Origin of the sequence: Faecalibacterium sp. BIOML-A1 (assembly GCF_009679715.1) — a bacterium.
Lineage (GTDB): Bacteria > Bacillota > Clostridia > Oscillospirales > Ruminococcaceae > Faecalibacterium > Faecalibacterium taiwanense.
In genome coordinates, this window is the sequence record NZ_WKZJ01000014.1 from 39315 (window position 1) to 61696 (window position 22382).

Below are 22382 nucleotides of genomic sequence, written 5' to 3' on the forward strand. Positions count from 1 at the left end.
ATTTACTTTTGGAAAATATCCTATGTAAAGCTGCGATTCTCACGCAGCTCCGTCAACCTCGCCCAGCACTCTCATACCATATTTCTCGATTATATGTGCCAGCGAAGTGATAAACGCTTCAAATTTTTGTTCCGCCAGACGTTCTTCTGACCGGATTTCATCTGAAGGAATCAATGCGCTTTTATTCTGGATATTCTCCATTCAGAATCACCTCCGCAATTCCTAACGAAATTATAACTCTACTTGCACGGCCTGAAAATGATACGGCCTTTCGGCACTTTTATGTAATCCCCAGACTGCACAAGAGCGTCTTGTTTATGTTTTCCATGTCATCCTTGTTTATATGACCAATATAGTTTTTTAACCTCGACTTGTCGATTGTTCTGATCTGTTCCAGCATAACAACAGATGGTTTCACCAAACCGCATCTGTCATTTAAGTGGTAATGCGTGGGGAACTTTCTGCTTTTTTTGCTTACACTGGTAATTGCTGCAATAATAATCGTAGGACTGAAACAATTTCCCACATTATTTTGAAGAATGAGTACAGGACGAGAGCCACTTTGTTCAGAGCCGATACCAGGGCTTAAATCAGCCGAATATATGTCACCTCGATGGAATTTTTCAAACATCACTCTCGCCTCCTTAATATCTTAATACTTAAACAGCCGCACCAGTCTGAAAGAAATCTTCGGATAAAAACCTGGTGCGGCTACTGTTATTCTGTTCGGATTACTCGTCATATTTGCCACGCTCCCTGACGATGGGAACACAACAGGTCTCCGCTGGCGCGGCTGTCATAACTCCGCAGCATCGTTCGTATCGTGTGCCACAGGGTTCCCCCCAAGTCTTTGGCGGGCCGTGAGGAAGTATCTTTAAGCCCCCATGCAGTCATCGCGCCGGATCTGCCACAATCCGTTTTATGAAATCGTAGATCGCTCCGAAGCAGTTCTTTCATCACCTCCCTGACTGCTCCATCTTCGCGGCGTTTCACATTCGCTCGTACATGAGTTATGTACCTGTTGTGCTGTCTATTCAGTTTTCAAAGATCTTGAGGTCACGAGGATAGCGTGTCCTTCTAATAACCGTGAGGCTTTGAGCCTTTCTTTCAGGGGCGTTACAGACGATTTTTAAGGAAAGTCTCCATGTTCCGAAGGCCGCGCTGTATAGATTCGCTGACCGATGCAACGCTGACTCCTTCGCTCTTGGCAATCGCTGATTCTGTCAGTCCCAGGAAGTAGTAAGCATAGATGCGCTTGGCCTGCTTGTCCGGCAGAGCGGCAATCGCAGCGTGAAGCTGCTCCATCGTCACTTTGCGCTCATACAGCTCACAAGGGGTCATGGAAACGAAAAGGGCATCATACTCAATTCCGTCTCCGCGATCCAGAGAATAATGCGCCTTGTGGTAATATGTACGGCGGCGGTATGCGGCCTCCAGGCGGTCATGCTCTTTCATAACAGCGGCTACTTCATCAGGAACCTCAATAATGTAATCGGTCTTATAAAAATCGGGATACTGCTCCCGCAGATTGATCTTGGTCATAATTTCCTCCATTTCAGTTGTTAGGGACAAAGGGCAACCGAAATGGCTATGGCGGAGAGCGACACCGGGGATGTTCGGGAAAATTCCCGTAAAATCGACAAAGAAAAACGTCAGACGGCCTTAATAGCTGTCTGACGCATTTTGTATAATATGTTGTACGATTGTGCGGATTATTTACGCTTGATTGCGCGTGTCCGTGTGTATAATTTCTCTTTGGTAGGTCATTGATTTTTTTAGGTAATCACCTACCTGAAAACCATAATTCTGCTGAAATAAATAACCGCCCATCGTAGACTCCTCAAACGGCAGTCACGGGCGGTAATGGAAATATGCCCTGCCGTGAAAGGCCGTTTTTTTTATTGGCCTCCCGTCAGGGCTTTTATGTATATTTTATCTTTCAAAGGTGCATGATAAACACATATCAATACGCGTGATTGGGTTATGGTAACTTCCCCTTACGCACGATAGAATGTAATAGAGGTGAACAATCATGCCGGAAGATGTATTTGTGTATTTGGGACAGTGCCTCAGAGATGCAAGAGAAGAATGTGGACTGACCCAACAGGAGCTTGCGGATCAAACCGGCAGAGGGCTTCGTCATCTCCAGGACATTGAAAAGGGCAGGAAAAATCCGTCTTACGATGTACTGGCATCCTTTATCAAGCGATTAGGCATTTCTGCTAATGAGCTGTTTTATCCTGACGCTTCGGAACAGGAAAAGCAAGTACAGCATTTCATGGGAAAGTTTCTGGCCTGTACCGAGGATGAGCGGCAGATTATCTTGAAAACACTGGATTGTATGGCGGAGCAGTTTATCAGCCGACGTTACAAATCCTCCGATCCGCAAAATTATGAATAAAACCAGCAGGGCAAAATGCAATTTGTTTCTGCTGGTTTTATTTTGCCTCCGGCAGTAGACGTAAATTTTCCTAGCCCAATCAATCGCCACTATTTTGTTTCCGGTATTCAGCCGGTGCAATCTTCATGACATCTCGAAATGCTGTTGCAAATTTACTCTGATTCTCATATCCAACCTGGCTGGCAATTTCTGCTATGGTTGCCTGTGTCTGGCGAAGCAGAGCAGCGGCCTGTTTCATGCGGTACACTTTCATATAGGTTCCAATGGGCTGTCCATAAACTCCCTTGAACGTATCCTTTAAGGTTGCCGTATTGATAAGATACTCTTTGGAAAGTTCCTCAATCGTTGGCCGTTCCTGCAAGTTGGAGATAAGCCGCTTGTGAATGTCCCGTACAATCTCCACCTGGGGAGAAGTATATAACTCTCGCTGCTTTTCTTTATTTACATCCACCATACACAAGAATAAGAGAAGCTCCTGCACCTTCAGCATGAAGTATGGCTTTTGCAGGCGATCCGGTACGGAATACAGTTCAGAAAAGATATGCTCAATCTCATCCTTGGCCCGCATGACAAAGCATGCGCCATCGGCACAAAATTTGTTTTTGAAATCTGCAATACCAATACCGCTCTCGGCGAGGATTCCAGGCGGATTTTGAGAAACCAGCTCCAGATCAAGCACTACTGAGATTCCGCGATAATGTCTCAAAGGAAAGGCCATTTCAGAAGCACAGTTATCCATTGTATGAATGGAAAGATCCCCTTCTCCGAGGTACAGGCAGGAACCGCTTTGCAATACGCTCCCTTCACGCCCTTCCCGGCAATGATTGATCTCCAGCACATTCTTATCAATGGTTCCGTCCCAATAACAACTCGTTGCTTCAAAATCATTGTAAATAAGCTGGATACCGGGATAAACCTGATAGACTGTCATAAGCCCCAGGCCATCCTCACAGTCCATTTTATAGACGGTGCAATATCCGTCATTATCTTTTGGAATAATCGCAGATAACCCCGTAGCATTGGTGATAGGGTTTTTGTTCATAGTATTCATTCCGTTATCTCGTATTTGTTCTGCCAGGATTCTCCTGGCGTCTTTTATTATATAGTTTTTTCTCATTTTATACCGCTCCAATCGGCAGGATGTGCAATCCAATCAGAAAGCAAATTCTATTATAGTGCAGCCCTGCCGAATGTGCAAATATACGAAAAAGCCGATGCCCTCCAAAACGGAAAACATCGGCTATATGCGGGATTTTATTTGCTGCAATATTCCTTTCCTACACAACCGGAACAACTGCCGCTACAACAAGAACCATTTTTGCGGTTCTTATGGATTTTTCGCACAGCCCATATTGCATAGAAAACAATCCCGATAAGGATTATACCAGTAACAAGCATCTAAAACTCCTTTCTGACTGGAAACTCACAACTTATTAGCTTTGGGTCTCCGATCCTCTTTTCAAAATCCAAAGTCCAAATGCGACCACTGATAAAATGGCCGCTGAACGAAGCACTTTTCCAAACGTCATATTCATACCTCACAGCAAAAGTCCAACACGATAAACCACAAAAGTAACAGCCCAGGCCACAACCAACTGGAACAGGGCCGAGAACAGCATCCACCTTGTACTGCCGGATTCCTTGCGAATTGTAGCTAGGGCCGCTGCACAGGGAACGTAAAGCAGACAGAAAATCATCAGGCAAAACGCATTGAGCTGTCCAAAACCGGCTGCACCCAGGATGCCGACCAATGTATCCATTCCCGCGCCGGAGTTGATATTGGGAATCCCAAACAGAACGGCACAACTGGACACCACAACCTCTTTTGCAGAGATGCCAGCAATCAGAGCAACCGCTATCTGCCAGAATCCCAGTCCAATCGGTGCAAAGATCGGTACAAGCCAATGGCCCAGGATAGACCCGAAGCTGTCTGCCATTTCCGTAGTATAGCCATGCGGCCCAAAGTTCAGGATCACCCACATGAGGATAGATGCTACAAAGATGGTAGTACCTGCTTTGGTAAGGTAGTCCTTTACCTTTTCCCATACATAGATTGCCACAGTTCTGGCGCTGGGGGCCTTATATTCCGGCAGCTCAATCAGCAGATAATTTTCCGATTTTCTCCGGTCAATCAAATGGATGATCGCCGCTACCAGGATAGCGACCACCAGGCCGATCAGGTACATGGAATAGGCCACGAGCATGGCGCGTTCCTGAAAGAACATCTCGGCAAACAAGATGTAGATTGGCAGACGGGCGCTGCAACTCATAAAGGGCGTAATCAACATGACCTTAAAACGGTCACGCCGGTTTTCCAAAGACCGTGAAGCCATGATTGCCGGAACAGTGCAGCCAAATCCCAAAATCATGGGGATAAATGCCCGTCCGGAAAGTCCCAGCTTGCTCATAATCCCTTCCATGACATACGCAACACGGGCCATATATCCGCTGTCCTCCAGAAAAGCCAATGCCAGAAACAGAATGAAAATGTTCGGCAGGAAAGTCAGGATACCGCCCACACCGGCGATGATGCCGTCTACCAGCAGGGAGCGCAGCACTTCATTGACCCCGACAGCAATCAGTCCATCGCTTATCAATGCCGACAGGCTTTCAATTCCTAATTCTAGGAATCCTTTCAGCCAATCGCCAATGGTAAAGGTCAGGAAGAACACCGCCGCCATGACAACGAGGAAAATCGGGATGCTCCAAAACTTATGCGTCAATACACGGTCTGCCTTTTCCGTCAAAGCGTCTTGACGATCCTTATTGACCAGAACCTCCCTGATGATTTCCTCGATAAAATCATACTTCTCATTGATAATGTCGGATTCATAGTTCCGGTCGATCACATCCGGCATATTGACCGGATAACGTGCAGAGATTTCCTTATCCTGCTCCAGCAGCTTAATGGCGTGCCAGCGGTAATTGGACAGGTTCGGATATTTCCGCTTCAGCTCTGCCATGATAAGATCAATCTTGTCCTCAATAGCATCACTGTAAACCATTGCGTATTCTGAATGGTGGTCGTGCCGGTGTTTTGGAGTATATTTATGATGATGAATCAGACACTCCGGATCTTTACAGTCTTTATGGTGCGCGGCTGCATGAAGTAGCACATCCAGTCCTGTCCGTTTTCTGGCTGAAACTGGAATGACCGGGATGCCCAGCATTTCCGGCAGTCTGTGTGTGTCAATCTCCATGCCGCGCTTTTCCACAATGTCCATCATGTTCAGCGCCAGCACAACCGGCTTGCCCAGCTCCAAAAGCTGCAAAGTTAAGTATAGGTTTCGCTCCAGAGCGGAAGCGTCCGCAACATCAATAATCACATCGACTTCATCGCTTAGTATAAACTGTCTGGATACCTGTTCTTCCATTGTGTAGGAGGTCAGGCTGTAAGTGCCAGGAAGATCGACCAGTCGAATATTCAGATCATGGTCTTTAATGGCACCCTCTACTTTCTCAACGGTTACACCTGGCCAGTTTGCCACTTTCAGATTTGCACCGGTGTAAGCATTGAAAAGTGTTGTCTTTCCGCAGTTCGGATTTCCGATGAAGCCGATAGTCAAATTTTCTCTCATCGGAATTTACCCCACTAAAATATTCTTTGTGATATTGCGCCCAAGTGCAAAGCGTGTTCCCCTGACTTTCACAATCAGGACACCCCGACTTTTGCTGTTCAGAACAGCGATAGAGGTTCCACGGGTCATCCCAAGGGCCTCCAAACGCTTTTCTATATTGACAGGCAGATCAATATCCTCAACTTTATATTCATTTCCTATTTTTCCATCGCAAAGATACATGAACGCTCCCTCCTCACCGATTTACGGAAGAAGTCGCAGGCAGTTTGCGGAACTCATAAGCCACCATGAACGCGATAATAGCCACCAGAATCGCATCGGTCAGCGCAATCGCCAGCCACACGCCGCGAATACCCATGCCGCCGATCATTGGCAGAACCACACAAAGCGGGATAAAGAGAATAATCTGACGGAACAGCACAAGCCAGGTGGCCTTTTTCGCTTTACCCAAAGACTGAAACAGGGTCACGGCGATCATAAAGCTGCCTTGCAGGATATAGGTGCTGAACATGATACGGAAGTTTGTCGAACCTGATGCGGCGATACCCGGCGTTGTCAGGAACATGGACAAAATCTTTTCTGGGAACAGCTCGGCGGGGATATAGAACACCAGCGACAGCAGCGTTGCGGCGATAATGAAAACTCTGGTCAGCGTCTTTACCCGGTCATAGTCTTTCGCACCGTAGTTTGTACCGGCGGCAGGCTGGAATCCCTGGCTGATACCCCATAGAGGTACAAAAGAGAAATTCCAGAACCGGAGCGCCGCCGCTAAAAGGAGCTGGGAGGTTTCACCGCCATAGTTCGATGCCACACGATAAATCACTGTCTGCTGCACCAGGGTCAGAATCTGCATTAACAGAGCAGAGATGCCGACAGAAAGAACCTGGGGAAGCAGCTCACCATCAATGCGGATATGCCCGATCTTCACATGGGGGCTTTTCTTCTTGAAATACCACAGGGTAATCGCAGCCTGGACAAACTGGGAGAAAATCGTTGCATAAGCAGCCGCTTCAATGCCCATGCCGTAGGGGTTGAGGATGCTGATAAAAATGGGGTCAAGGATAATGTTCAAAATAGCGCCGCTGGCAATAATGGTCATTGCCCTTTTGAGCTGGCCTTCTCCACGGATGACCATGTTGGCGCTCTGGAAGAAGTTTACGAACAGAGAACCGGCGAATACGATCCGCAGATATTTCTCAGCGTAATTCAGAATGTTATCGCTGGCTCCGGTCAGGGACAGAAGCTGGCGGGTGAAAACCATACCCACAACAGTGTAGATGACGGACAACAGAAGAACCATCGCAACCAAGTTGCCCATGATCTTCTTAATTGTGTTCTCGTCCTTCTTACCGATAGCGCGGGACAGTACCGATGCAGAACCCACGCCCAGCATTGCCGCTGAACCGGCATTGATAAGGGTTAAAGGATAGGATACCGATATGGCTCCCATCTGCACGTCACCAACCATCTGGCCGACAAAGATGGAATCCATCATGTTATAAAGCCCAACGACCACCATGCCAAGAACCGCAGGGATGCTAAGTTCAATCATCAGCGGCCAGGGATTTTTTGTTAAGAGCTTTGTTCTTGTGTCAAGTGCCTGTTTCATCACTCTATTCCTCCTGGTCTATTTTAATTACAAGGTATCCAGCAAAACGCGCCAGTGACGCGCCTCACTGGATTAACCATATCTAACTAACCACTTAAAGTATATAAAAACCGGGCTTCTTTGTACGCTCCCAACCGCAGGATTTACAATCCAATCTGAAACGAATTTAGGAGCGGAAAGGACATAAGGCCCTTCCCGCTCCCGTTGTTACTGTATCATTTTTTCCAGTAATTTCAGGGCTTCTTCCAGTTTTGGATTTACAGCGTCCGTTTGCAGGGCCTCCCGGACGCAGCTTCGTATATGGGCTTGCAAAATCTGCTGATTGGCGCTTTTTAATAACGCCTGCGTAGCAAGAAGCTGATTGGAAATATCCACGCAATAGCGATTTTCCTCAACCATTTGCAGGATACCGTCTAACTGTCCTCTGGCGATTTTTAGCTTGTGAACAATATCGCCTTTCTTGGCCTTCATAAACGGCCCGTTACTGGATACTGACGAGCTGATAGCCAGCGTCCTCGATAGCAGCTTTCAGCACAGCATCCGGCACATCCTGGTCAAGCTGCACCTGGGCCGACTTACTCTCCAGGGAAACATCCACATCCTTGATGCCCTGGATGTCCCGCAGCGCCTTATCAACGTGTTTTACACACATTCCGCAAACCATTCCTTCGATGTTCAATACTTTTTCCATGTGAATTGCTCCTTTTCGCTCTTGTTTAATCGTTGTTTGTTCATACATAGGGGCTGAATCCCGTTCTGTATTGGCCTGATGCTTCGCCTTGAACCACCGCAGACGCAGGGCATTGGACACCACGAATACCGAACTGAAACTCATAGCAAAAGCGCCGATCATGGGGTTCAGCTTCCATGCAAAGGGAAGATAGAATACGCCTGCCGCCACCGGAATACCGATGATGTTGTAGATAAACGCCCAGAACAGATTTTGCTTGATGTTGCGGATAACCGCCTTACTAAGCTGGATTGCCGTGGACACATCCAGCAGATCGCTTTTCATCAAAACAATGTCCGCTGACTCAATCGCCACATCCGTTCCGGCCCCGATAGCGATACCAACATCCGCTCTGGCAAGGGCCGGAGCATCGTTGATACCGTCACCGACCATCGCCACCTTCTTACCGACGCTCTGCAAACGACGGATTTCCTTCTCCTTGTCCTGGGGGAATACCTCTGCCACAACACGATCCACGCCGACCTGACGCCGAATCGCTTCTGCGGTCTTTGCATTGTCGCCGGTCAGCATGACCACCTCAATGCCCATGCCGGTCAATTCCGCTATGGCCTGCTTGCTGGTGGGCTTGACTACATCCGCCACGGCAATAACACCAATAAGCTGACCACCACGGGCAAAGAACAGAGGTGTTTTCCCGTCAACGGCCATTTCCTCACCCAACTGAAGGAGTGCGCCGCCATTGATGCCATTTGCTGCCATCAGTCGGCGGTTTCCGGCAAGGCACGTTTCGTTTCCAATCTGCCCCACAAGGCCCTGACCGGGAATCTGCTTGAAACCGTCCACCGGAAGGAAGGAAAGGTCTGCTTTTTCGGCCTCCGCCACAATCGCGTCCGCCAGCGGATGCTCGGACATTTTTTCCAGCGAAGCGGCGATTTGCAGCAGCTCCTTTTGTGGAACGCCCTCTTTGCAGAGCATATTTGTCACTACGGGCGTACCCTGAGTAATTGTGCCGGTCTTATCCAGCACAACCGTATCAATGCTATGGGCCGTTTCCAGGGCCTCCGCCGATTTAATCAGGATACCGTTGCTTGCGCCCTTTCCGGTTCCGACCATAATGGCCGTAGGCGTTGCAAGGCCCAGCGCACAGGGGCAGGAAATGACCAGAACGGAAATGCCGATAGACAGGGCAAATTCAAAGCCATATCCCAACAGCAGCCAGACAACAACCGAGATCAGCGCGATGCTGATAACTACCGGCACAAACACGCCGCTGACCTTATCAGCCAGTTTCGCAATAGGGGCCTTGGAGCTGGTCGCTTCATCCACCAGCCGGACAATCTGTGCCAGCGTGGTATCATTGCCCACCTTGGTGGCCTGCATCTTGAAATAGCCGGACTTACTTGTGGTCGCACCGATCACTTTGTCCCCGATATGCTTCTCCACGGGGATGCTCTCGCCGGTTAGGGCAGATTCATCAACGGAGGAAAAGCCCTCTATGACAATACCATCTACCGGCACAGATTCACCGGCCTTGACAATCAGGGTTTCGCCCAACTGCACTTCTTCCACCGGCACCTGAAGCTCTTTTCCGTCCCGCTCCACGGTAGCCGTTTTGGGAGCCAGATTCATCAGCTTTGTGATTGCGTCCGAAGTCTTACCCTTTGCGCGGGCCTCCAGGGTTTTGCCCAAGGTGATAAGGGTCAGGATCATGCCTGCGGATTCAAAATACAAATCCATCATAAAGCTGTGAACCGTAGCCATATCCCCATGACCGAATCCGATGCCGATTTTGTAAACGGCGTAAATGCCATAAACGATTGCGGCGCTGGAGCCTATCGCAATCAGCGAATCCATGTTAGGCGAGCCGTGGAACAGGGTCTTGAATCCCATCCGGTAATATTTGAAGTTGATAAACACCACCGGGATCAGCAGCAGGAATTGGGTAAATGCAAAGCTGATTGCATTTTCCATCCCCAGCAAGGAGCTGGGGAGCGGCCACCCCATCATGTGACCCATAGAAATATAAAACAGCGGGATCGTAAAAAGTGCAGAAAGCAGCAGCCGCTGTTTCATCTGCTTGTATTCTGCCTGTGCCGTACTGACCTCCGGTTTTGCTACCGGTGTGGTCGTTCGGCTCTTGTTTTGTGCGGAGGCTTTGGGAATCGCGCCATAACCGGCCTTTTCAACGGCCTGGACGATTCCCGCCGTATCCAAAACGGATTCATCATAAGAAGCAACCATGCTGTTTTTTAACAGGTTGACGGATACTTCTTTGATGCCAGGTAGCTTTGCCACGCTCTTTTCCACTCTGGTAGAGCAGGCCGAGCAAGTCATACCCGTAATGTCAAATTGCTCCTTTTGCAAAATTATCCCTTCTTTCTTATGAAGATTTGTGCGAGTACCCCTCCCCCGTAGGGAACTAAATACCGTTATGAAAAGGGGCGTTTGGCACCTTGGGGGAAAGATGCTAAAGCCCCGAACATAAAGTTTACGCACAAGGTCTTTGACCGTTTTTCATTATACTTATCCTGCTTCTCCTTTGTCCGCTCCAAAGTGGAGCTTTTTTTATCCAAAGAGAAATGAGGTTTTTGCTGGAAATCCAATCAGCATGTTTTCCAATCCAAAGGGCAGAATCGCTCCCAAATCCATTGACTTTGAGGGGCTTCGTGAATATACTGGCAGCATGAACGATTAAACAACCTTTTAATTGTTCATCCATATCAAACCAACCAAATACCAAAATGAAAGGGGGCTTTCTCCATGAAAAAGACCATTAAACTGCTTGACCTGGACTGCGGCCATTGTGCTGACAAAATCCAGAACGCCGTGAAGAAGATCGACGGTGTGACCAGCGTATCCGTCAACTTCCTGGGTCAGAAGATGGTTCTGGAAGCGCCGGACGATCAGTTTGACGCTGTTCTGGCCGAAGCAAAGGCGCTGATTAAGCAGATCGAGCCGGATGTGACTGTTAAGGCGTAATGAAAAGCTGGACACCGGCTGCCACACGGTAGCCGGTGTTTTTCATCAATAGACAGAAAAAGCGTGACACGCTTTATGCTGCAACGAAAGGAGAATACACTATGACACGAAAACAAAGGCACTTGCTCACACGCATTATCGTGGCGGCGGTGCTGTTTCTTGCAGGCAGCTTGCTCCACCTCCCTGAATTGGCGGAGATGGCGGTCTTTCTCGTCTGCTATGTGGTTGTCGGTTGGGATATTGTCTGGAAGGCAATCACGAACATTCTGCATGGACAGGTGTTTGACGAAAATTTCCTGATGACGATTGCCACCATCGGCGCACTCATTTTGGGCGAACATTCCGAGGGCGTTGCCGTTATGCTGTTTTATCAGGTGGGCGAATGGTTCCAGTCCTATGCGGTGTCCAAGTCCAGAAAATCTATCGCAAGCCTGATGGACATTCGCCCGGACTATGCCAACATCGAAAGGGACGGAAAGCTGGTTCAGGTTGACCCGGATGAGGTTCAGATCGGAGAAACCATTGTTGTGAAACCGGGAGAGCGCATCCCGCTGGACGGTACGATTCTCAAAGGCTTTTCCACCTTGGACACTTCGGCCCTGACCGGAGAATCCATGCCCCGCGAGGTGGAGCCGGGAATGGAGGTCATCAGCGGTTGTATCAACCAGACCGGTATCCTGAACATCCAGACCACAAAGGAATTTGGGGAATCCACCGTAGCCAAAATCCTTGACCTTGTAGAAAACGCAAGCGATAAGAAGGGCCGTATTGAGAATTTCATCACGCGCTTTGCCAGGTATTATACCCCGGTAGTGGTATTCGCTGCTCTGGCGCTGGCGATCCTGCCGCCGCTGATTACCCAGCAGCCATTCAGCACTTGGATTTACCGGGCCTTGACCTTCCTGGTGATTTCCTGCCCCTGTGCGCTGGTCATTTCCATTCCGCTTAGTTTCTTCGGAGGCATCGGCGGCGCATCCAAGATCGGTGTTCTGGTAAAGGGCAGCAACTATCTGGAGGCCCTGGCAAATACCGAGGTCGTGGTCTTTGATAAGACCGGCACACTGACAAAAGGCTCCTTTGCGGTCAGCGAGATCCACCCTGTCGGCATGGAGGAAGCGCAGCTTTTGGAGCTGGCCGCATACGCTGAGGACTACTCCAACCACCCGATTTCTCTTTCGATTAAGAACGCCTATGGAGAGAAAATCGACAACAGCCGGGTTTCCGATGTTCAGGAAATTGCCGGTCACGGCGTACAGGCCGTGATTGATGGGAAAACGATTCTGGCAGGAAACACCAAGCTGATGGAGAAGGAGCATATTAAGTACACGCCGTCCTCCGCTGTCGGCACCGTGGTCTATCTGGCCTGTGACGGGAAATACGCTGGATGTATCGTCATTGAGGACGAGATCAAGGCCGATGCTCCAGCCGCAATCAAGCTGCTGAAATCTGCCGGTATCCGCAAAACGGTCATGCTGACCGGCGACGCAGACGCCGTTGGAAAGAAAGTCGCTGGACAGCTTCATCTGGATCAGGTTTATACCGAACTACTCCCGGCTGATAAGGTTGATCGTGTGGAAAGCCTGCTGAAGCAGAAAAGCGAAAAAGGTATGCTGGCCTTTGTTGGGGACGGTATCAATGACGCTCCCGTACTGGCGCGGGCCGATGTCGGTATTGCTATGGGCGGATTGGGTTCCGATGCTGCCATTGAAGCTGCTGACGTTGTTCTTATGACGGATGAACCGTCCAAAATTGCCGCTGTTATGAAGATCGCCCGTAAGACGATTCGCATCGCAAATCAGAACATTGTGTTTGCTCTGGGCGTTAAATTCCTGGTTCTGATTTTAGGTGCGCTGGGCTATGCGAATATGTGGGCGGCGGTGTTCGCGGATGTAGGCGTTTCCATTATTGCGATTCTCAATGCCATCCGCGCCATGCGGGTCAAGCTGCCGGATATGCCTGCGGGCAGCACAAATCAGGGTTAAGCGCAATAGAAATGCGCCGCAACTTTCACACGCTGCGGCGCATTTCCTTATTGTTCAGTCGGGCATGATATTTCAAACAACGCATCTATGGCATGATGCAGGAGCTTTGCCTGCGGCGTGTCCGACAGCGAATAATAAACTTCTTTTCCGTCCCTGCGGCTTGAAATGATTCCGCTCTTTTTTAATATCCGCAGATGATGTGACACAGCAGGGGCGCTCATATCCACAGCCGCCGCGAGATTACATACACATTCTTCACAATGGCACAGCAGCCATAGAATCCGCAGCCGGGTCGGATCGCCAAGCTGCTGAAATAAAAATGATATATCCTTAAACCCTTCCGCAGAGGGCATCTTATTTAAGACTTTTTCAATATTCTGTCCGTGGTTGTGGGGCAGATTGTAATGCGGCATAAAAATCAGCTCCTTCCTGTGACTATGATACTGACATAATTCTTGTCTGTCAAACAGCTTCATTATAGATTGGAGAAAAATACATGAACGAAACAGAGAAAACAACTTTTTCCGTTCCAAGCCCCGGCGAATTGGAACAATTAACCGAGCTTCACAAAGCGATGGGCGATTACACACGGATGCGGATACTTTGGTATCTGATGCAGAAAGATTCCTGCGTCAGCGAACTGGCACAAAAGATGGAGGTCACAGAATCGGCCATATCCCACCAGCTTCGTGCGCTTCGGATTGTCCGGTTAGTGCAATCACGCAAGGCCGGGAAAAACGTGATTTATTCCTTGCAGGACGAACATATCCGGTGGATTCTTGAAGAAACCTACGCTCATATTTCAGAAAGATAAAAACGCAGCCCCTGTGCTGTTTTGCAGGGGCTGCGCGGGTATTCCATTACAGCGTTTCGTAGGAAACCAACTGGCTCATCGGGATGCGCTGCTTATTGAAGCGATTGGGGTCGCCGGTTCCTTCATCGGAATAGCCGACAACCAGAATGTTGACCGGCTCCAGGTTGGCCGGGAGGTCAAATTCCTTGTGCAGAACATCGGGCTTGAAGTAGCATACCCACACCGTTCCAAGGCCCAGCTCTGTGGCCTGGAGCATCATGTGGTCGGTCAGGATGGAGGCGTCAATGTCACCGGTCTGCTTCTGATCGAAAGGCCGTACCCACGCCTTATCGTGATCGGCGCAAACAATAATAGCCAGGGGCGCACCGTAGATATTGGCCGCTTTACTGATCTTCGCAAGACCTTCCTCGCTCTGAACGGCAATCAGGCGAATCGGCTGAAGGTTGGCAGCGGTCGGGGCCACATGAGCAGCCTCCAGAATCTGCTCCAGCTTCTCAGGCTCTACCTTCGTTTCCTTGTAATCGCGTACCGACATACGCTGCTTTGCAATCGTGATAAAATCCATAATATATAGTCCTTTCAGTATTTTTATTTTGAGCATATCAAATCAACCATTGACCTAATTGTAGCACTTGAACACAAAACCGCAAGAATGCACTTTTTCGGAAGATACTTCCCAAAAAGATAGCACCTTGCGGGAAAGGAGAACCATTCTATGAAATGTCAAACCAATCAGTTTAACTGCCCCGTGGAGGCAACCCTTTCTTTGATCGGCGGCAAGTATAAGCCGTTGATCCTCTGGCATCTGATTGACCATCCATTACACTATATGGAGTTACAGCGGCTGATTCCAAACGCCACGCCGAAGATGCTTTCGCAGCAGCTTCACGATCTGGAAAACAACGGCATGATTCATCGTGAAGTAATTCCAGAAAAGCCGCCTAAGACGGTATATTCTCTTACCCCATTTGGACAGAGCATCGTCCCCATTCTGGACGCGATGTGCCAATGGGGAAACAGCTATCTGGACGGCCTGGATGTGCAGCCGCCATGCTGTCAAAGCCGCAAATAAAATGCTGGGCATAGCTGACGAAAAGCGGCTATGCCCAGCGTATATTTTCTGCTCTAAATTTGTGACTGCCGGACGTAATTGCACAGCGCGGCAAAGTCCACATGGGGATTCTTACTTAAAATCTGTTGCAGGCTTTCCCCGGCCTTTTGATGCAGCTTCGGCTTTTTCAGATCGTCCAAGCGGAAGAAGATATTGAGCCGCCTGCCGACAGCAAACAAAAGCCTTTCATCCGGTGGCAGGGTCAGAAAGCGGTCAATCGTAGAAAACATTTCCTGTTTCTCCGTCCGCAGATTTCCTCTGATCTCCAGAAGCAGATTGACGATGTGTTCATTCACATAGTAACTGTCCATCTCATGTAGCTGTTGTAAGAATAGCTTTTGCTCTACAACGATTTCTTCCTCCGATTGCAGAGCAAAAGAGCCATTCCTGACAAACTCGCCCAGCTTGGACTCCGGCTTAATACCCGTGGCATGGACACGGATAAAATCTGGCTGGATGATATTCAGCGCCTTTGCTGTTTGAGCAGCATTTTCTTCAGACAGCTCCTTGCCGCCGATCCCCAGCAATATGAACTCCGACAAGATCATGTCCGCTTCTTTTGCCATGCAGCCGCTTCGGACAACAATATCCGCGTCAAAACCTTTGTTGATAAGTTTCAGTATCTGATCCGAGCCGGTTTCCATTCCGCTGTAAAGATGGTTTAGGCCCGCTTGCCGGAGCGCCTTTAGCTCTGCCGGACTTTTCCGGGTGATACTATCAGCGCGGGCATAAGAAGTGATGTACTGCATATCAGGAAAGCTCTGATTGATCGCTTCCAAGATACGGAGCAGATAATCTGTTTTCAGCACCAGGGCATCCCCGTCCTGCAAGAAGCAGGAAGTAATCTTTTTCCCCCGGTTAAGCTGGGCCTGCCGCCTAATATCTTCGATGGTTTCATCGATGGGGCGCATGGAGAAGCGCATGGATTTATAAAGCCCGCAGAAATAGCACTTGTTCCAATGGCATCCCCTTGTGACCCGGATTAGCAGGCTGTTACTTTCAGAAGGTGGACGAATAGGCCCGATTTCTATATCTTTCATGGTGGTTATCCTTTCAGTGTATTCATGTTAAGGGTAGCATTTCACGGCGGGCTTAACAAGAACGCACTTTTAGGGTAGACACTTCCCGTATGGGTAGCACCTCAAACAAAACTGGCAAGCAATGCCTGTGTTAATACACACAGGCCCGCAGAGAAGAAAATCCCTCCGTGATTTTCCTCTCCGCTTGCTTGTTGAGGGCAGCGCCCCCAAGCCCCTTTGAACACAGAATTTCATTCTGTGGCTGCGCGTTCTGCGAACGCTTTTGACCAGGACCAGCTTACCGCTGGCCGTGGTCTTTTTCTTTTTCAACATCCTGTTCTACCTCCATTTTCAGCACTCGATCTACATTTGCCTTTGCCGTTAAAAGCTCCCGCATTTCCTCACGGGAACGCCGGTACTCGGCATAGGTCTTTTTCTTTTCTTCCAGCAATTTCGCGTACTCCGTCTGCAACTCTTTGACCTTGGGCAGTTTCTTGACGCCCATCTCATCAAAGGCATTCTTAGCAGCCTGGTGGAGCAGAATTTCTTCCTCATGTTCTTCCCGGAATTTCTTAGAGTAACCCGCTTTGCGGTATGCCACATAGACCTCACGGGTCTTGGCATAATTTACGATGTGAGTACGCAGAACAGCGATCTCTGCCATGCGCTTTTCAGCCGCTTTGATCTGCGCCGAAAGATCATTGTGATGTGCCGTGGCAGCCGCAGCCTTTTCTTCCAGAACCGCATACTCCAGCAGATTGTTCTCTGACAGGTAATTCATGGTCTGCGCCATTTGTTTCAGATTAAAAACTTTAGCCCATCGAGCATAGCCAGCACCTTTTCCAGCCTGCAATTTTGCCTGAATGTCCACCAGCAGATTGACCTTGGTCGGCTCCGGCTGCACGACGGAATTTTTACGGGGTGTATGCTGTTTTTCACCGGCCAGCACCGCACGGATTTCTGCTTCACTGTACCCGGCCCCCAGCTTGTCATCCATGCGGGCTACATTCTTCCAGCCGGGTGCTTTGAGCCGGATTGCTTTCCCGCGCCGGGATACTTCACAGCCCATTTCTGTAAGCAGTTTCAACAATGCGTCAAAGTCAGCGGGCTTTTGCTCCAACGCACGGTCAATCATCACCCGCAGCTGCTCCCGATGGGAGGGCTTTGCCTGATCTCCCAGCCACTTGTTATAGCTTTTTCCGTGAAGTTTCGGATTCTCTACAATGGACAGTCCGTTTTCAATGCAGATGGTATCACTTAACCGGCGAACCGCCTTGGTGCTGCCCCAAAAGTTGCGGAACTTTCGGTCACAATCTGCATTGACCGCCGACCAGATGATGTGATTATGAACGTGCGATTTGTCTATGTGGGTGCAGACCACAAAGGCGTGATTGCCCTTGGTGAACCGCTTGGCAAATTCCACGCCCAGGCGGTTGGCTTCTTCCGGCGTGATTTCACCGGGTTTGAATGACTGGCGCACATGGTAAGCGATCACATCGTCCGCCCCGCGCACCCGCCCGGTGGCGGCGATATACTGCCGCTTCGCCAGCAGAAACTCTGCATCGGCGGTCCGGCTGTCACAGCCATAGCCGGTAATTAGTTTTCCGTTGTCAGTCTTTTGCGGATTTGCCACATAATCAATAATATCGCTGATTGCTCGGCTCTCAGTGCGCCCCTTTCCGATATGCAGGGGCATGATGCGTGTGGTTGCCATAGAAGGGCCTCCTTTCTAAAAAAGAAACGGCCTGCATGGTGCAGACCGCTTTTGCTATTCTATAAAATCGTCCTCGATGTCCTCTAACCGCTTCGGAGGAAACCTCATCTCGTATTGTTCTTTTGCCAGTGCACGAACTTCCGGGCGCTTATCTTTCATTCGGTTTTTCAGCCAGGAAATCTGCTCCTTTGATAACCGCCAAGGGAGATTCAGTAAGCGGTTTACTGTCATTTGCTCCGCTTGTTTCTCCGGCGATAAAGAAGCACAGGATTTACAGATGTGCGCCGCATGACCTTTGCCGGAAAATTTTTCGTTAGCCTTATATTCTCCGCAGACTTTACAATAATGTCCATGCTTCTTCATTGGCTTGATTCCTTTTCACTGAGCGCATATAAACTGCGAACCGCCCTCATGATGATGTTCCACTCCAGATCTGCCGCATAGGAAAACTTCCTACGGTAAGATTCCCAAAGTTTCTGCATCACAGGACTGCTTTCCACTTCATTCAAAACATCCACAGCTTCTGCAAGATGCCGTTCGGTTCCGCGTTTTTTGGCAGTTGCCAACAGTGCATCATAGAGCGTCTGCCGGTTCAATGTGTTCCCGTGGAGCTGATCCAGAATATAAATGTCATAGAAATCTCTCATGCGGGTGTTGGTGGTGGTTCTGGTGATGATTGTTTCCAGCTTTTCAGCCAGAACGGTTTCCAGATTGTATGCCCAAATGTCAATGGAGCGATCTTCCAGCATCAGCTTGAAAGAGTAGCGTACCTCCCTGGGGGTAATGGCATCCCCTGTGGAAATGTCAATCTTCAAAGGTGTCACCACACCGTCAAAGGTTGTAGTCATGCTGACCCGAATCCCAGGATACTCCGCTTCATCCATAATCTCTGAAATGCTTTTCAGCTGAAATTTGACGCCATCATCAATCGGCACACTCACAATAGCAGAAATCAGGTTCTCGATGTCCTCTACATTAACATTGGCTCCTTTTACAGTAGCGTCCAAGTCCATCGTGGAACGGGCATCCAGTCCAACCATTGCCGCTACCAGCATCCCGCCTTTCAGAATAAATTTATCACGATATTCAGAAAGGGAAATACGCTCCAGAAAACGCTCCATCATATAGTTTCGCATTAAAAGCTGTGCATCCGCAGATTTTTCTCTGGAAAGATTGCGAATCAAATCTTTTAGCTGCCTTGCTGTCTTTATCATAAAAGCACCTCCAAATACTGCCGTAAAATTTTTTCAACCCGGAACATACCGGCATACCGCATCAAAGTCCGCAGATCCTTGTCCTTTCTTCTGGCATACATCTTCAGCGCACCTTGAAAAGTCTGTATTTCCATGCTGCTTCGGCTGCGGAGCAGATCGCAGATGGTGCGCTCCATATCATAGACAGGAACCGTATGCCCAAAAGGTGTTTGGCCAGTTGTCAGCCCTACCTCATATAGTTCTGGTTTGATGGTGTAAACAGAAAGGCCCTCTGCCTTTAAGCGAGTGGTGCTGTACCCTCTGCGCACCGTGATAGCGTATGGAGATGGTTCCCGGTCTGTCAAGTCATGGAAAAATAGCGCTGATTCATGGGAAAATACTGCCTGACCACATCGCAGATGTAACAGAAACATCGCATCAATCCAGGTGTCCTCGGAGACATAAATTCCGTGAGCAACCTGCTGAAGATTTTTCTCTTTGACATATTCATAAAAAATGGGTTTTACAATTCCGCTGGCGATTACCTGTGCGGTTTGCAGCATCCCATCATGCTCGGTCAGAAGTCTGTCTAATTGCTCAAACCGTTCTGATTTGGTCACATCCATCACTTCCTTTCGTGCTACTATTATACACGGATGTAGCACAGAAGTAAATATAGCAATTTAACAGACACTGTCTGGCATTTTTGTGACCGCGCATTTTATCCATAAACCAAATCTTGAATGGCAAACTTCAAGTCCTGCACCTTGCCCAGCAGCCAGATGGCAGCCATTGGCAGACCATAGGGACTAATAAGGAATGCCATCACCAGCAGGATAATGCCGTTTTGCAGGGAACAGGTCAGCAGAACCGCCACACCCAGCAGGGCGATCACCATGCTGATAAGCCCCAGCACCAGACCGGAGACATAGACGATCCCCACACAAATCCAAACGAACAGGGTCAGCGCCAGAATCACCGGAACCATCACGATCTTCAACAGCAGTTTCAACAAAAATACCAATGCCCTCATTGTTATGCCTCCTCTCAAAATCACAGTTCCTGTTCCTGATTCCATTATCCCTGTCTTACAGCCAAAAGGCAAGGATACGGGTAAAAAGAAAAAGCGGAGGAAGGCACGGCGAAGAAACGCCGTTCCTCCCTCCGCAGATGGGGTATTTGTCCCGGTTACGAAAGTTTGGAGAGTTGTGTCAGTATCTCTTTAACTCCGTCCCATAACTGTTCCTGCCGCTGGGATATATCCTCCAAGTCAGCATCATAAACCCGCCCGGTCTCATGCACTTTGCGGGTCAGCTGATTCAAGTTGCTGCTGCTTCGGCGCATCAGGGAGACCAACTCCTTCAGCTCCGGCAGTTCCAGCTTGATCACATAACCATCCAGCGCCATTTTCCGCAGATAAGCGCTCAAATTCTCTGTCCCGTATTGCTGCATCTTTTGATGGATCAGTTCCAGTTCTTCTGCGGACACCCAAAACAAAACCGGAACATCCCGCTTGCGCTTTGCCATGGTTATCGCTCCGGCTCCCGTTTTTTCGGGGCGGCAGGCTTGCGGGCAGGCGGTTCCTGCTTGAGCTTTTGCAGGACAGAACTTTTCTGCTGTTCTTGAGCGACTTTTCGGAACTGTCTGGTGAACAGGTCGGTCAAACCGGGATTGACCCCATCCACAACCAGATAGGCACAGTGGCGGGAAGCATCGCTGTCCTCCGGCATGGGAATGGTTTTTGCCCAGGCTTTATTGTCCTGAGAGATACGCCCGTCATGGTTCTTGTGCTGGATGGTGTTGGCAAGAATGAATTGTACCCGTTCCGCCCCGAACTTTTCCAGCACATCTTTGACCGCCACCTCCGTATCCAGCCGGTTCTCTGCATAGTGGGCGCTGATGGTCTGCTCAATGGCTTCTTTGCAGGCGCTGTTCGCCTGATACGAACGGTTATATTGTGCCATCTCTCCATGCTCGGACGCATAGGCGGCAGAATGGGGGTAGAGCGGGGCAGTTCGTAATTCTTCCTGCGCCTTGCACACATCATCGGCACGGTTTTCAATGCTGTCCCGGATCACATCCATGTAGCCGGTCTCCAGCTTTTCAAAATAACGGTACACATCAGCCAGCGGCGAGGGGGAATCCAAAAGCGCCTGGGCCTGGGCATCGGTCAACTCCAATTCCTCCATTGCCATCACGATGTCCTCGCGGATGGTGTACTCATAGGCATGGTTTAAGACTTCTTCCGGGGGCTGGCTTTTCAGCCAGTCCCGGAACTTGTCCTGTTCGGTAGCCATCTTTTCATAAAGAGCCGTATTCAAATCGTTTGTACTCATGTTATCGCACCTCCTCATGCTGTTTTGGTTTCTTGTCTGTACTGCGGGGCGTCACCGGGCGCTTCAGGCTGTCCAGCACCGAAGTCCGTGTGCTTTTGGCAACAACAGCCTCGGCGTGTGCCTGTCCCTTTCCGTCGATGTTCAGCAAAGTATCCAGCTCCACCAGACGGGCATTTTTGCTTCGCAGTTCTTCTTCATAAAGGAATGGCTTTCCGACTTCCTCCTTTGCGGCAGCCTGCTGCTGATAGAGGTTATCCAGCTGAGCCTTTGCCGCCTCCAGACGCTGGGGCATCTGGGCGAGGGCATTGTCGATACGGGTAAGATTTCCGCGAGGGTCTGTACCAAGGGTTGCCCGGTGGGTCATCCGTCCTTTCAGCAGGAGCGTATACTCCTGTTTCCAAGCGGAAAATTCCACGGATATGGCATAGCCCCGGTAGCTGCCGATCTGCACCGGATCGGAGGTTTTGACCTCCTTGCAGGCATCCAAAAGGGCTGCACCGGCGTTCTCCTTATCGGTCAGCAGATCGCCACGGATTTCCATACCAGCAAAACCGTCCTCCGGGTGCGGGTGCGCTGCCAAAACCTCCAGGTCAGATTCAAAGCCCATGATAAAACCTTTGTGCTTTTCAATTTCCTCCGGGAAGTATTTGAGCAACTGGTCCTCCAGACGATATTGCTTGCTCTGGTGGTCGGCTTTCATCAGCTTCAGGCGGGATACCTCCACATCCAAATCCATACGCTCCTTGATGCGGGGATCTCCGGCGCACAGGGCTTTGATCTCGGCAAAGGAAAGCGCCGTTTCGTCCACATCATCGCAGGAACGCACCGGCGATTTAGAAGTCATGATCTGACTGATGAATTTTTGCTTATTCTCCACCGTCTGATCGGGTAAGAGGATGGCATTACTGCCAGCCCCTCCCCTAAGAACCGTACGTGAGAGTTTCCCCTCATACGG

The 22382-nt window shown here is 49.5% G+C and carries 25 protein-coding genes and 1 pseudogene; 5 read left to right on the plus strand and 21 right to left on the minus strand.

All coding sequences use genetic code 11. The features are described 5' to 3' along the window. Window positions 1-39: 39 nt before the first annotated feature. The 3 genes from GKG36_RS14625 to GKG36_RS12840 all read right to left on the minus strand — a co-directional run bounded on the left by GKG36_RS14625 (window position 40) and on the right by GKG36_RS12840 (window position 1542). Window positions 40-201, minus strand: a complete 162-nt coding sequence (locus GKG36_RS14625) for a hypothetical protein (protein ID WP_002576183.1) — start codon at window positions 199-201, stop codon at window positions 40-42. Window positions 202-280: 79 nt separating this feature from the next. Continuing rightward, complete coding sequence (locus GKG36_RS12830) at window positions 281-631, minus strand: type II toxin-antitoxin system PemK/MazF family toxin (RefSeq protein ID WP_154244657.1); 351 nt, start codon at window positions 629-631, stop codon at window positions 281-283. Window positions 632-1116: 485 nt separating this feature from the next. After that, the gene (locus tag GKG36_RS12840) at window positions 1117-1542 is read right to left on the minus strand and encodes a sigma factor-like helix-turn-helix DNA-binding protein (protein ID WP_025491709.1); all 426 of its coding nucleotides are present in this window, start codon (window positions 1540-1542) and stop codon (window positions 1117-1119) included. A 490-nt stretch (window positions 1543-2032) separates the two neighbouring features. Between GKG36_RS12840 and GKG36_RS12845 the strand changes: the two genes are divergently transcribed. Then, window positions 2033-2401: a helix-turn-helix transcriptional regulator gene (locus GKG36_RS12845; RefSeq protein WP_002576186.1), complete on the plus strand. Its 369-nt coding sequence runs from the start codon at window positions 2033-2035 to the stop codon at window positions 2399-2401. 79 nt (window positions 2402-2480) lie between these two features. Here the strand turns inward: GKG36_RS12845 and GKG36_RS12850 are convergent, their stop codons facing one another. From GKG36_RS12850 to GKG36_RS12880, 7 genes are all read right to left on the minus strand, one after another. Then, window positions 2481-3518, minus strand: a complete 1038-nt coding sequence (locus tag GKG36_RS12850; protein ID WP_002576187.1) for an AraC family transcriptional regulator — start codon at window positions 3516-3518, stop codon at window positions 2481-2483. A 137-nt stretch (window positions 3519-3655) separates the two neighbouring features. Beyond that, window positions 3656-3799 carry a FeoB-associated Cys-rich membrane protein gene (locus GKG36_RS12855; RefSeq protein ID WP_080637114.1) on the minus strand — a complete coding sequence of 48 codons (144 nt, stop codon included), beginning with the start codon at window positions 3797-3799 and terminating at the stop codon, window positions 3656-3658. Window positions 3800-3939: 140 nt separating this feature from the next. Next, the gene (gene feoB, locus GKG36_RS12860) at window positions 3940-5979 is read right to left on the minus strand and encodes a ferrous iron transport protein B (protein ID WP_005342311.1); all 2040 of its coding nucleotides are present in this window, start codon (window positions 5977-5979) and stop codon (window positions 3940-3942) included. A gap of 6 nt (window positions 5980-5985) precedes the next feature. Beyond that, on the minus strand, window positions 5986-6201 hold the full coding sequence (locus GKG36_RS12865; protein ID WP_002576189.1) for a FeoA domain-containing protein: 216 nt from the start codon (window positions 6199-6201) through the stop codon (window positions 5986-5988). A 13-nt stretch (window positions 6202-6214) separates the two neighbouring features. After that, window positions 6215-7588: an MATE family efflux transporter gene (locus GKG36_RS12870; RefSeq protein WP_154244531.1), complete on the minus strand. Its 1374-nt coding sequence runs from the start codon at window positions 7586-7588 to the stop codon at window positions 6215-6217. Window positions 7589-7795: 207 nt separating this feature from the next. Continuing rightward, the gene (locus GKG36_RS12875; RefSeq protein WP_002578546.1) at window positions 7796-8059 is read right to left on the minus strand and encodes a metal-sensing transcriptional repressor; all 264 of its coding nucleotides are present in this window, start codon (window positions 8057-8059) and stop codon (window positions 7796-7798) included. Window positions 8060-8069: 10 nt separating this feature from the next. Next, window positions 8070-10649 carry a heavy metal translocating P-type ATPase gene (locus tag GKG36_RS12880; RefSeq protein ID WP_341474289.1) on the minus strand — a complete coding sequence of 860 codons (2580 nt, stop codon included), beginning with the start codon at window positions 10647-10649 and terminating at the stop codon, window positions 8070-8072. 390 nt (window positions 10650-11039) lie between these two features. On the opposite strand from GKG36_RS12880, the gene GKG36_RS12885 reads away from it, so the two are divergent. Together GKG36_RS12885 and GKG36_RS12890 are read left to right on the plus strand one after the other, a co-directional pair. After that, window positions 11040-11258 (plus strand): cation transporter, encoded by a 219-nt coding sequence (locus tag GKG36_RS12885; RefSeq protein ID WP_005342301.1) that lies wholly within the window; start codon window positions 11040-11042, stop codon window positions 11256-11258. A 101-nt stretch (window positions 11259-11359) separates the two neighbouring features. Continuing rightward, a complete protein-coding gene (locus GKG36_RS12890; RefSeq protein ID WP_025580743.1) occupies window positions 11360-13240 on the plus strand; it encodes a heavy metal translocating P-type ATPase in 1881 nt (626 codons plus the stop codon). A gap of 47 nt (window positions 13241-13287) precedes the next feature. Here the strand turns inward: GKG36_RS12890 and GKG36_RS12895 are convergent, their stop codons facing one another. Next, the gene (locus GKG36_RS12895; protein WP_005342296.1) at window positions 13288-13653 is read right to left on the minus strand and encodes a metalloregulator ArsR/SmtB family transcription factor; all 366 of its coding nucleotides are present in this window, start codon (window positions 13651-13653) and stop codon (window positions 13288-13290) included. A gap of 83 nt (window positions 13654-13736) precedes the next feature. Here GKG36_RS12895 and GKG36_RS12900 point away from each other — a divergent pair, with 83 nt between their 5' ends. Next, on the plus strand, window positions 13737-14054 hold the full coding sequence (locus GKG36_RS12900; RefSeq protein WP_005342293.1) for a metalloregulator ArsR/SmtB family transcription factor: 318 nt from the start codon (window positions 13737-13739) through the stop codon (window positions 14052-14054). 46 nt (window positions 14055-14100) lie between these two features. Here the strand turns inward: GKG36_RS12900 and GKG36_RS12905 are convergent, their stop codons facing one another. Next, window positions 14101-14619 (minus strand): nitroreductase family protein, encoded by a 519-nt coding sequence (locus tag GKG36_RS12905; protein WP_005342292.1) that lies wholly within the window; start codon window positions 14617-14619, stop codon window positions 14101-14103. Between the two features lie 150 nt (window positions 14620-14769). On the opposite strand from GKG36_RS12905, the gene GKG36_RS12910 reads away from it, so the two are divergent. Further along, window positions 14770-15126 carry a helix-turn-helix domain-containing protein gene (locus GKG36_RS12910; protein ID WP_149795267.1) on the plus strand — a complete coding sequence of 119 codons (357 nt, stop codon included), beginning with the start codon at window positions 14770-14772 and terminating at the stop codon, window positions 15124-15126. Between the two features lie 53 nt (window positions 15127-15179). Here the strand turns inward: GKG36_RS12910 and GKG36_RS12915 are convergent, their stop codons facing one another. The 9 genes and pseudogenes from GKG36_RS12915 to GKG36_RS12960 form a co-directional block, all read right to left on the minus strand. Next, window positions 15180-16205 (minus strand): radical SAM protein, encoded by a 1026-nt coding sequence (locus GKG36_RS12915; RefSeq protein WP_154244529.1) that lies wholly within the window; start codon window positions 16203-16205, stop codon window positions 15180-15182. 277 nt (window positions 16206-16482) lie between these two features. Beyond that, window positions 16483-17898 carry a relaxase/mobilization nuclease domain-containing protein gene (locus GKG36_RS12925; RefSeq protein WP_154244527.1) on the minus strand — a complete coding sequence of 472 codons (1416 nt, stop codon included), beginning with the start codon at window positions 17896-17898 and terminating at the stop codon, window positions 16483-16485. A gap of 54 nt (window positions 17899-17952) precedes the next feature. Next, entirely contained in the window at window positions 17953-18261 is a 309-nt protein-coding gene (locus GKG36_RS12930; protein WP_015528507.1) for a hypothetical protein, read from the minus strand. Continuing rightward, a complete protein-coding gene (locus GKG36_RS12935) occupies window positions 18258-19112 on the minus strand; it encodes a nucleotidyl transferase AbiEii/AbiGii toxin family protein (protein WP_154244526.1) in 855 nt (284 codons plus the stop codon). The genes GKG36_RS12930 and GKG36_RS12935 overlap by 4 nt, the downstream gene beginning before the upstream one ends. Beyond that, window positions 19109-19717 (minus strand): type IV toxin-antitoxin system AbiEi family antitoxin domain-containing protein, encoded by a 609-nt coding sequence (locus GKG36_RS12940; RefSeq protein WP_002576209.1) that lies wholly within the window; start codon window positions 19715-19717, stop codon window positions 19109-19111. Before GKG36_RS12940 ends, GKG36_RS12935 begins: the two co-directional genes overlap by 4 nt. A gap of 95 nt (window positions 19718-19812) precedes the next feature. Further along, a complete protein-coding gene (locus GKG36_RS12945; RefSeq protein ID WP_002576210.1) occupies window positions 19813-20124 on the minus strand; it encodes a CD1845 family protein in 312 nt (103 codons plus the stop codon). 155 nt (window positions 20125-20279) lie between these two features. Further along, a complete protein-coding gene (gene mobC / locus GKG36_RS12950; RefSeq protein ID WP_117472506.1) occupies window positions 20280-20618 on the minus strand; it encodes a plasmid mobilization relaxosome protein MobC in 339 nt (112 codons plus the stop codon). Between the two features lie 2 nt (window positions 20619-20620). Beyond that, complete coding sequence (locus GKG36_RS12955) at window positions 20621-21427, minus strand: DUF3849 domain-containing protein (protein WP_117472504.1); 807 nt, start codon at window positions 21425-21427, stop codon at window positions 20621-20623. 1 nt (window position 21428) lies between these two features. Next, a pseudogene (locus GKG36_RS12960) lies at window positions 21429-22382 on the minus strand (helicase SNF2); the annotation flags it as partial.

Bases quoted from the DNA above. Each gene is read 5' to 3' on its own strand.
- GKG36_RS12890 (WP_025580743.1), top strand. From the start codon at position 11,360: ATGACACGAAAACAAAGGCACTTGCTCACACGCATTATCGTGGCGGCG.
- GKG36_RS12875 (WP_002578546.1), bottom strand. From the start codon at position 8,059: ATGAAGGCCAAGAAAGGCGATATTGTTCACAAGCTAAAAATCGCCAGA.
- GKG36_RS12910 (WP_149795267.1), top strand. From the start codon at position 14,770: ATGAAATGTCAAACCAATCAGTTTAACTGCCCCGTGGAGGCAACCCTT.
- GKG36_RS12865 (WP_002576189.1), bottom strand. From the start codon at position 6,201: ATGTATCTTTGCGATGGAAAAATAGGAAATGAATATAAAGTTGAGGAT.
- GKG36_RS12870 (WP_154244531.1), bottom strand. From the start codon at position 7,588: ATGAAACAGGCACTTGACACAAGAACAAAGCTCTTAACAAAAAATCCC.
- GKG36_RS12885 (WP_005342301.1), top strand. From the start codon at position 11,040: ATGAAAAAGACCATTAAACTGCTTGACCTGGACTGCGGCCATTGTGCT.
- GKG36_RS12845 (WP_002576186.1), top strand. From the start codon at position 2,033: ATGCCGGAAGATGTATTTGTGTATTTGGGACAGTGCCTCAGAGATGCA.
- GKG36_RS12855 (WP_080637114.1), bottom strand. From the start codon at position 3,799: ATGCTTGTTACTGGTATAATCCTTATCGGGATTGTTTTCTATGCAATA.
- GKG36_RS12945 (WP_002576210.1), bottom strand. From the start codon at position 20,124: ATGAGGGCATTGGTATTTTTGTTGAAACTGCTGTTGAAGATCGTGATG.
- GKG36_RS12895 (WP_005342296.1), bottom strand. From the start codon at position 13,653: ATGCCGCATTACAATCTGCCCCACAACCACGGACAGAATATTGAAAAA.
- GKG36_RS12930 (WP_015528507.1), bottom strand. From the start codon at position 18,261: ATGAAGAAGCATGGACATTATTGTAAAGTCTGCGGAGAATATAAGGCT.
- GKG36_RS12915 (WP_154244529.1), bottom strand. From the start codon at position 16,205: ATGAAAGATATAGAAATCGGGCCTATTCGTCCACCTTCTGAAAGTAAC.
- GKG36_RS12830 (WP_154244657.1), bottom strand. From the start codon at position 631: ATGTTTGAAAAATTCCATCGAGGTGACATATATTCGGCTGATTTAAGC.
- GKG36_RS12955 (WP_117472504.1), bottom strand. From the start codon at position 21,427: ATGAGTACAAACGATTTGAATACGGCTCTTTATGAAAAGATGGCTACC.
- mobC (WP_117472506.1), bottom strand. From the start codon at position 20,618: ATGGCAAAGCGCAAGCGGGATGTTCCGGTTTTGTTTTGGGTGTCCGCA.
- GKG36_RS12925 (WP_154244527.1), bottom strand. From the start codon at position 17,898: ATGGCAACCACACGCATCATGCCCCTGCATATCGGAAAGGGGCGCACT.
- GKG36_RS12905 (WP_005342292.1), bottom strand. From the start codon at position 14,619: ATGGATTTTATCACGATTGCAAAGCAGCGTATGTCGGTACGCGATTAC.
- GKG36_RS12840 (WP_025491709.1), bottom strand. From the start codon at position 1,542: ATGACCAAGATCAATCTGCGGGAGCAGTATCCCGATTTTTATAAGACC.
- GKG36_RS12940 (WP_002576209.1), bottom strand. From the start codon at position 19,717: ATGGATGTGACCAAATCAGAACGGTTTGAGCAATTAGACAGACTTCTG.
- GKG36_RS14625 (WP_002576183.1), bottom strand. From the start codon at position 201: ATGGAGAATATCCAGAATAAAAGCGCATTGATTCCTTCAGATGAAATC.
- feoB (WP_005342311.1), bottom strand. From the start codon at position 5,979: ATGAGAGAAAATTTGACTATCGGCTTCATCGGAAATCCGAACTGCGGA.
- GKG36_RS12850 (WP_002576187.1), bottom strand. From the start codon at position 3,518: ATGAGAAAAAACTATATAATAAAAGACGCCAGGAGAATCCTGGCAGAA.
- GKG36_RS12900 (WP_005342293.1), top strand. From the start codon at position 13,737: ATGAACGAAACAGAGAAAACAACTTTTTCCGTTCCAAGCCCCGGCGAA.
- GKG36_RS12935 (WP_154244526.1), bottom strand. From the start codon at position 19,112: ATGATAAAGACAGCAAGGCAGCTAAAAGATTTGATTCGCAATCTTTCC.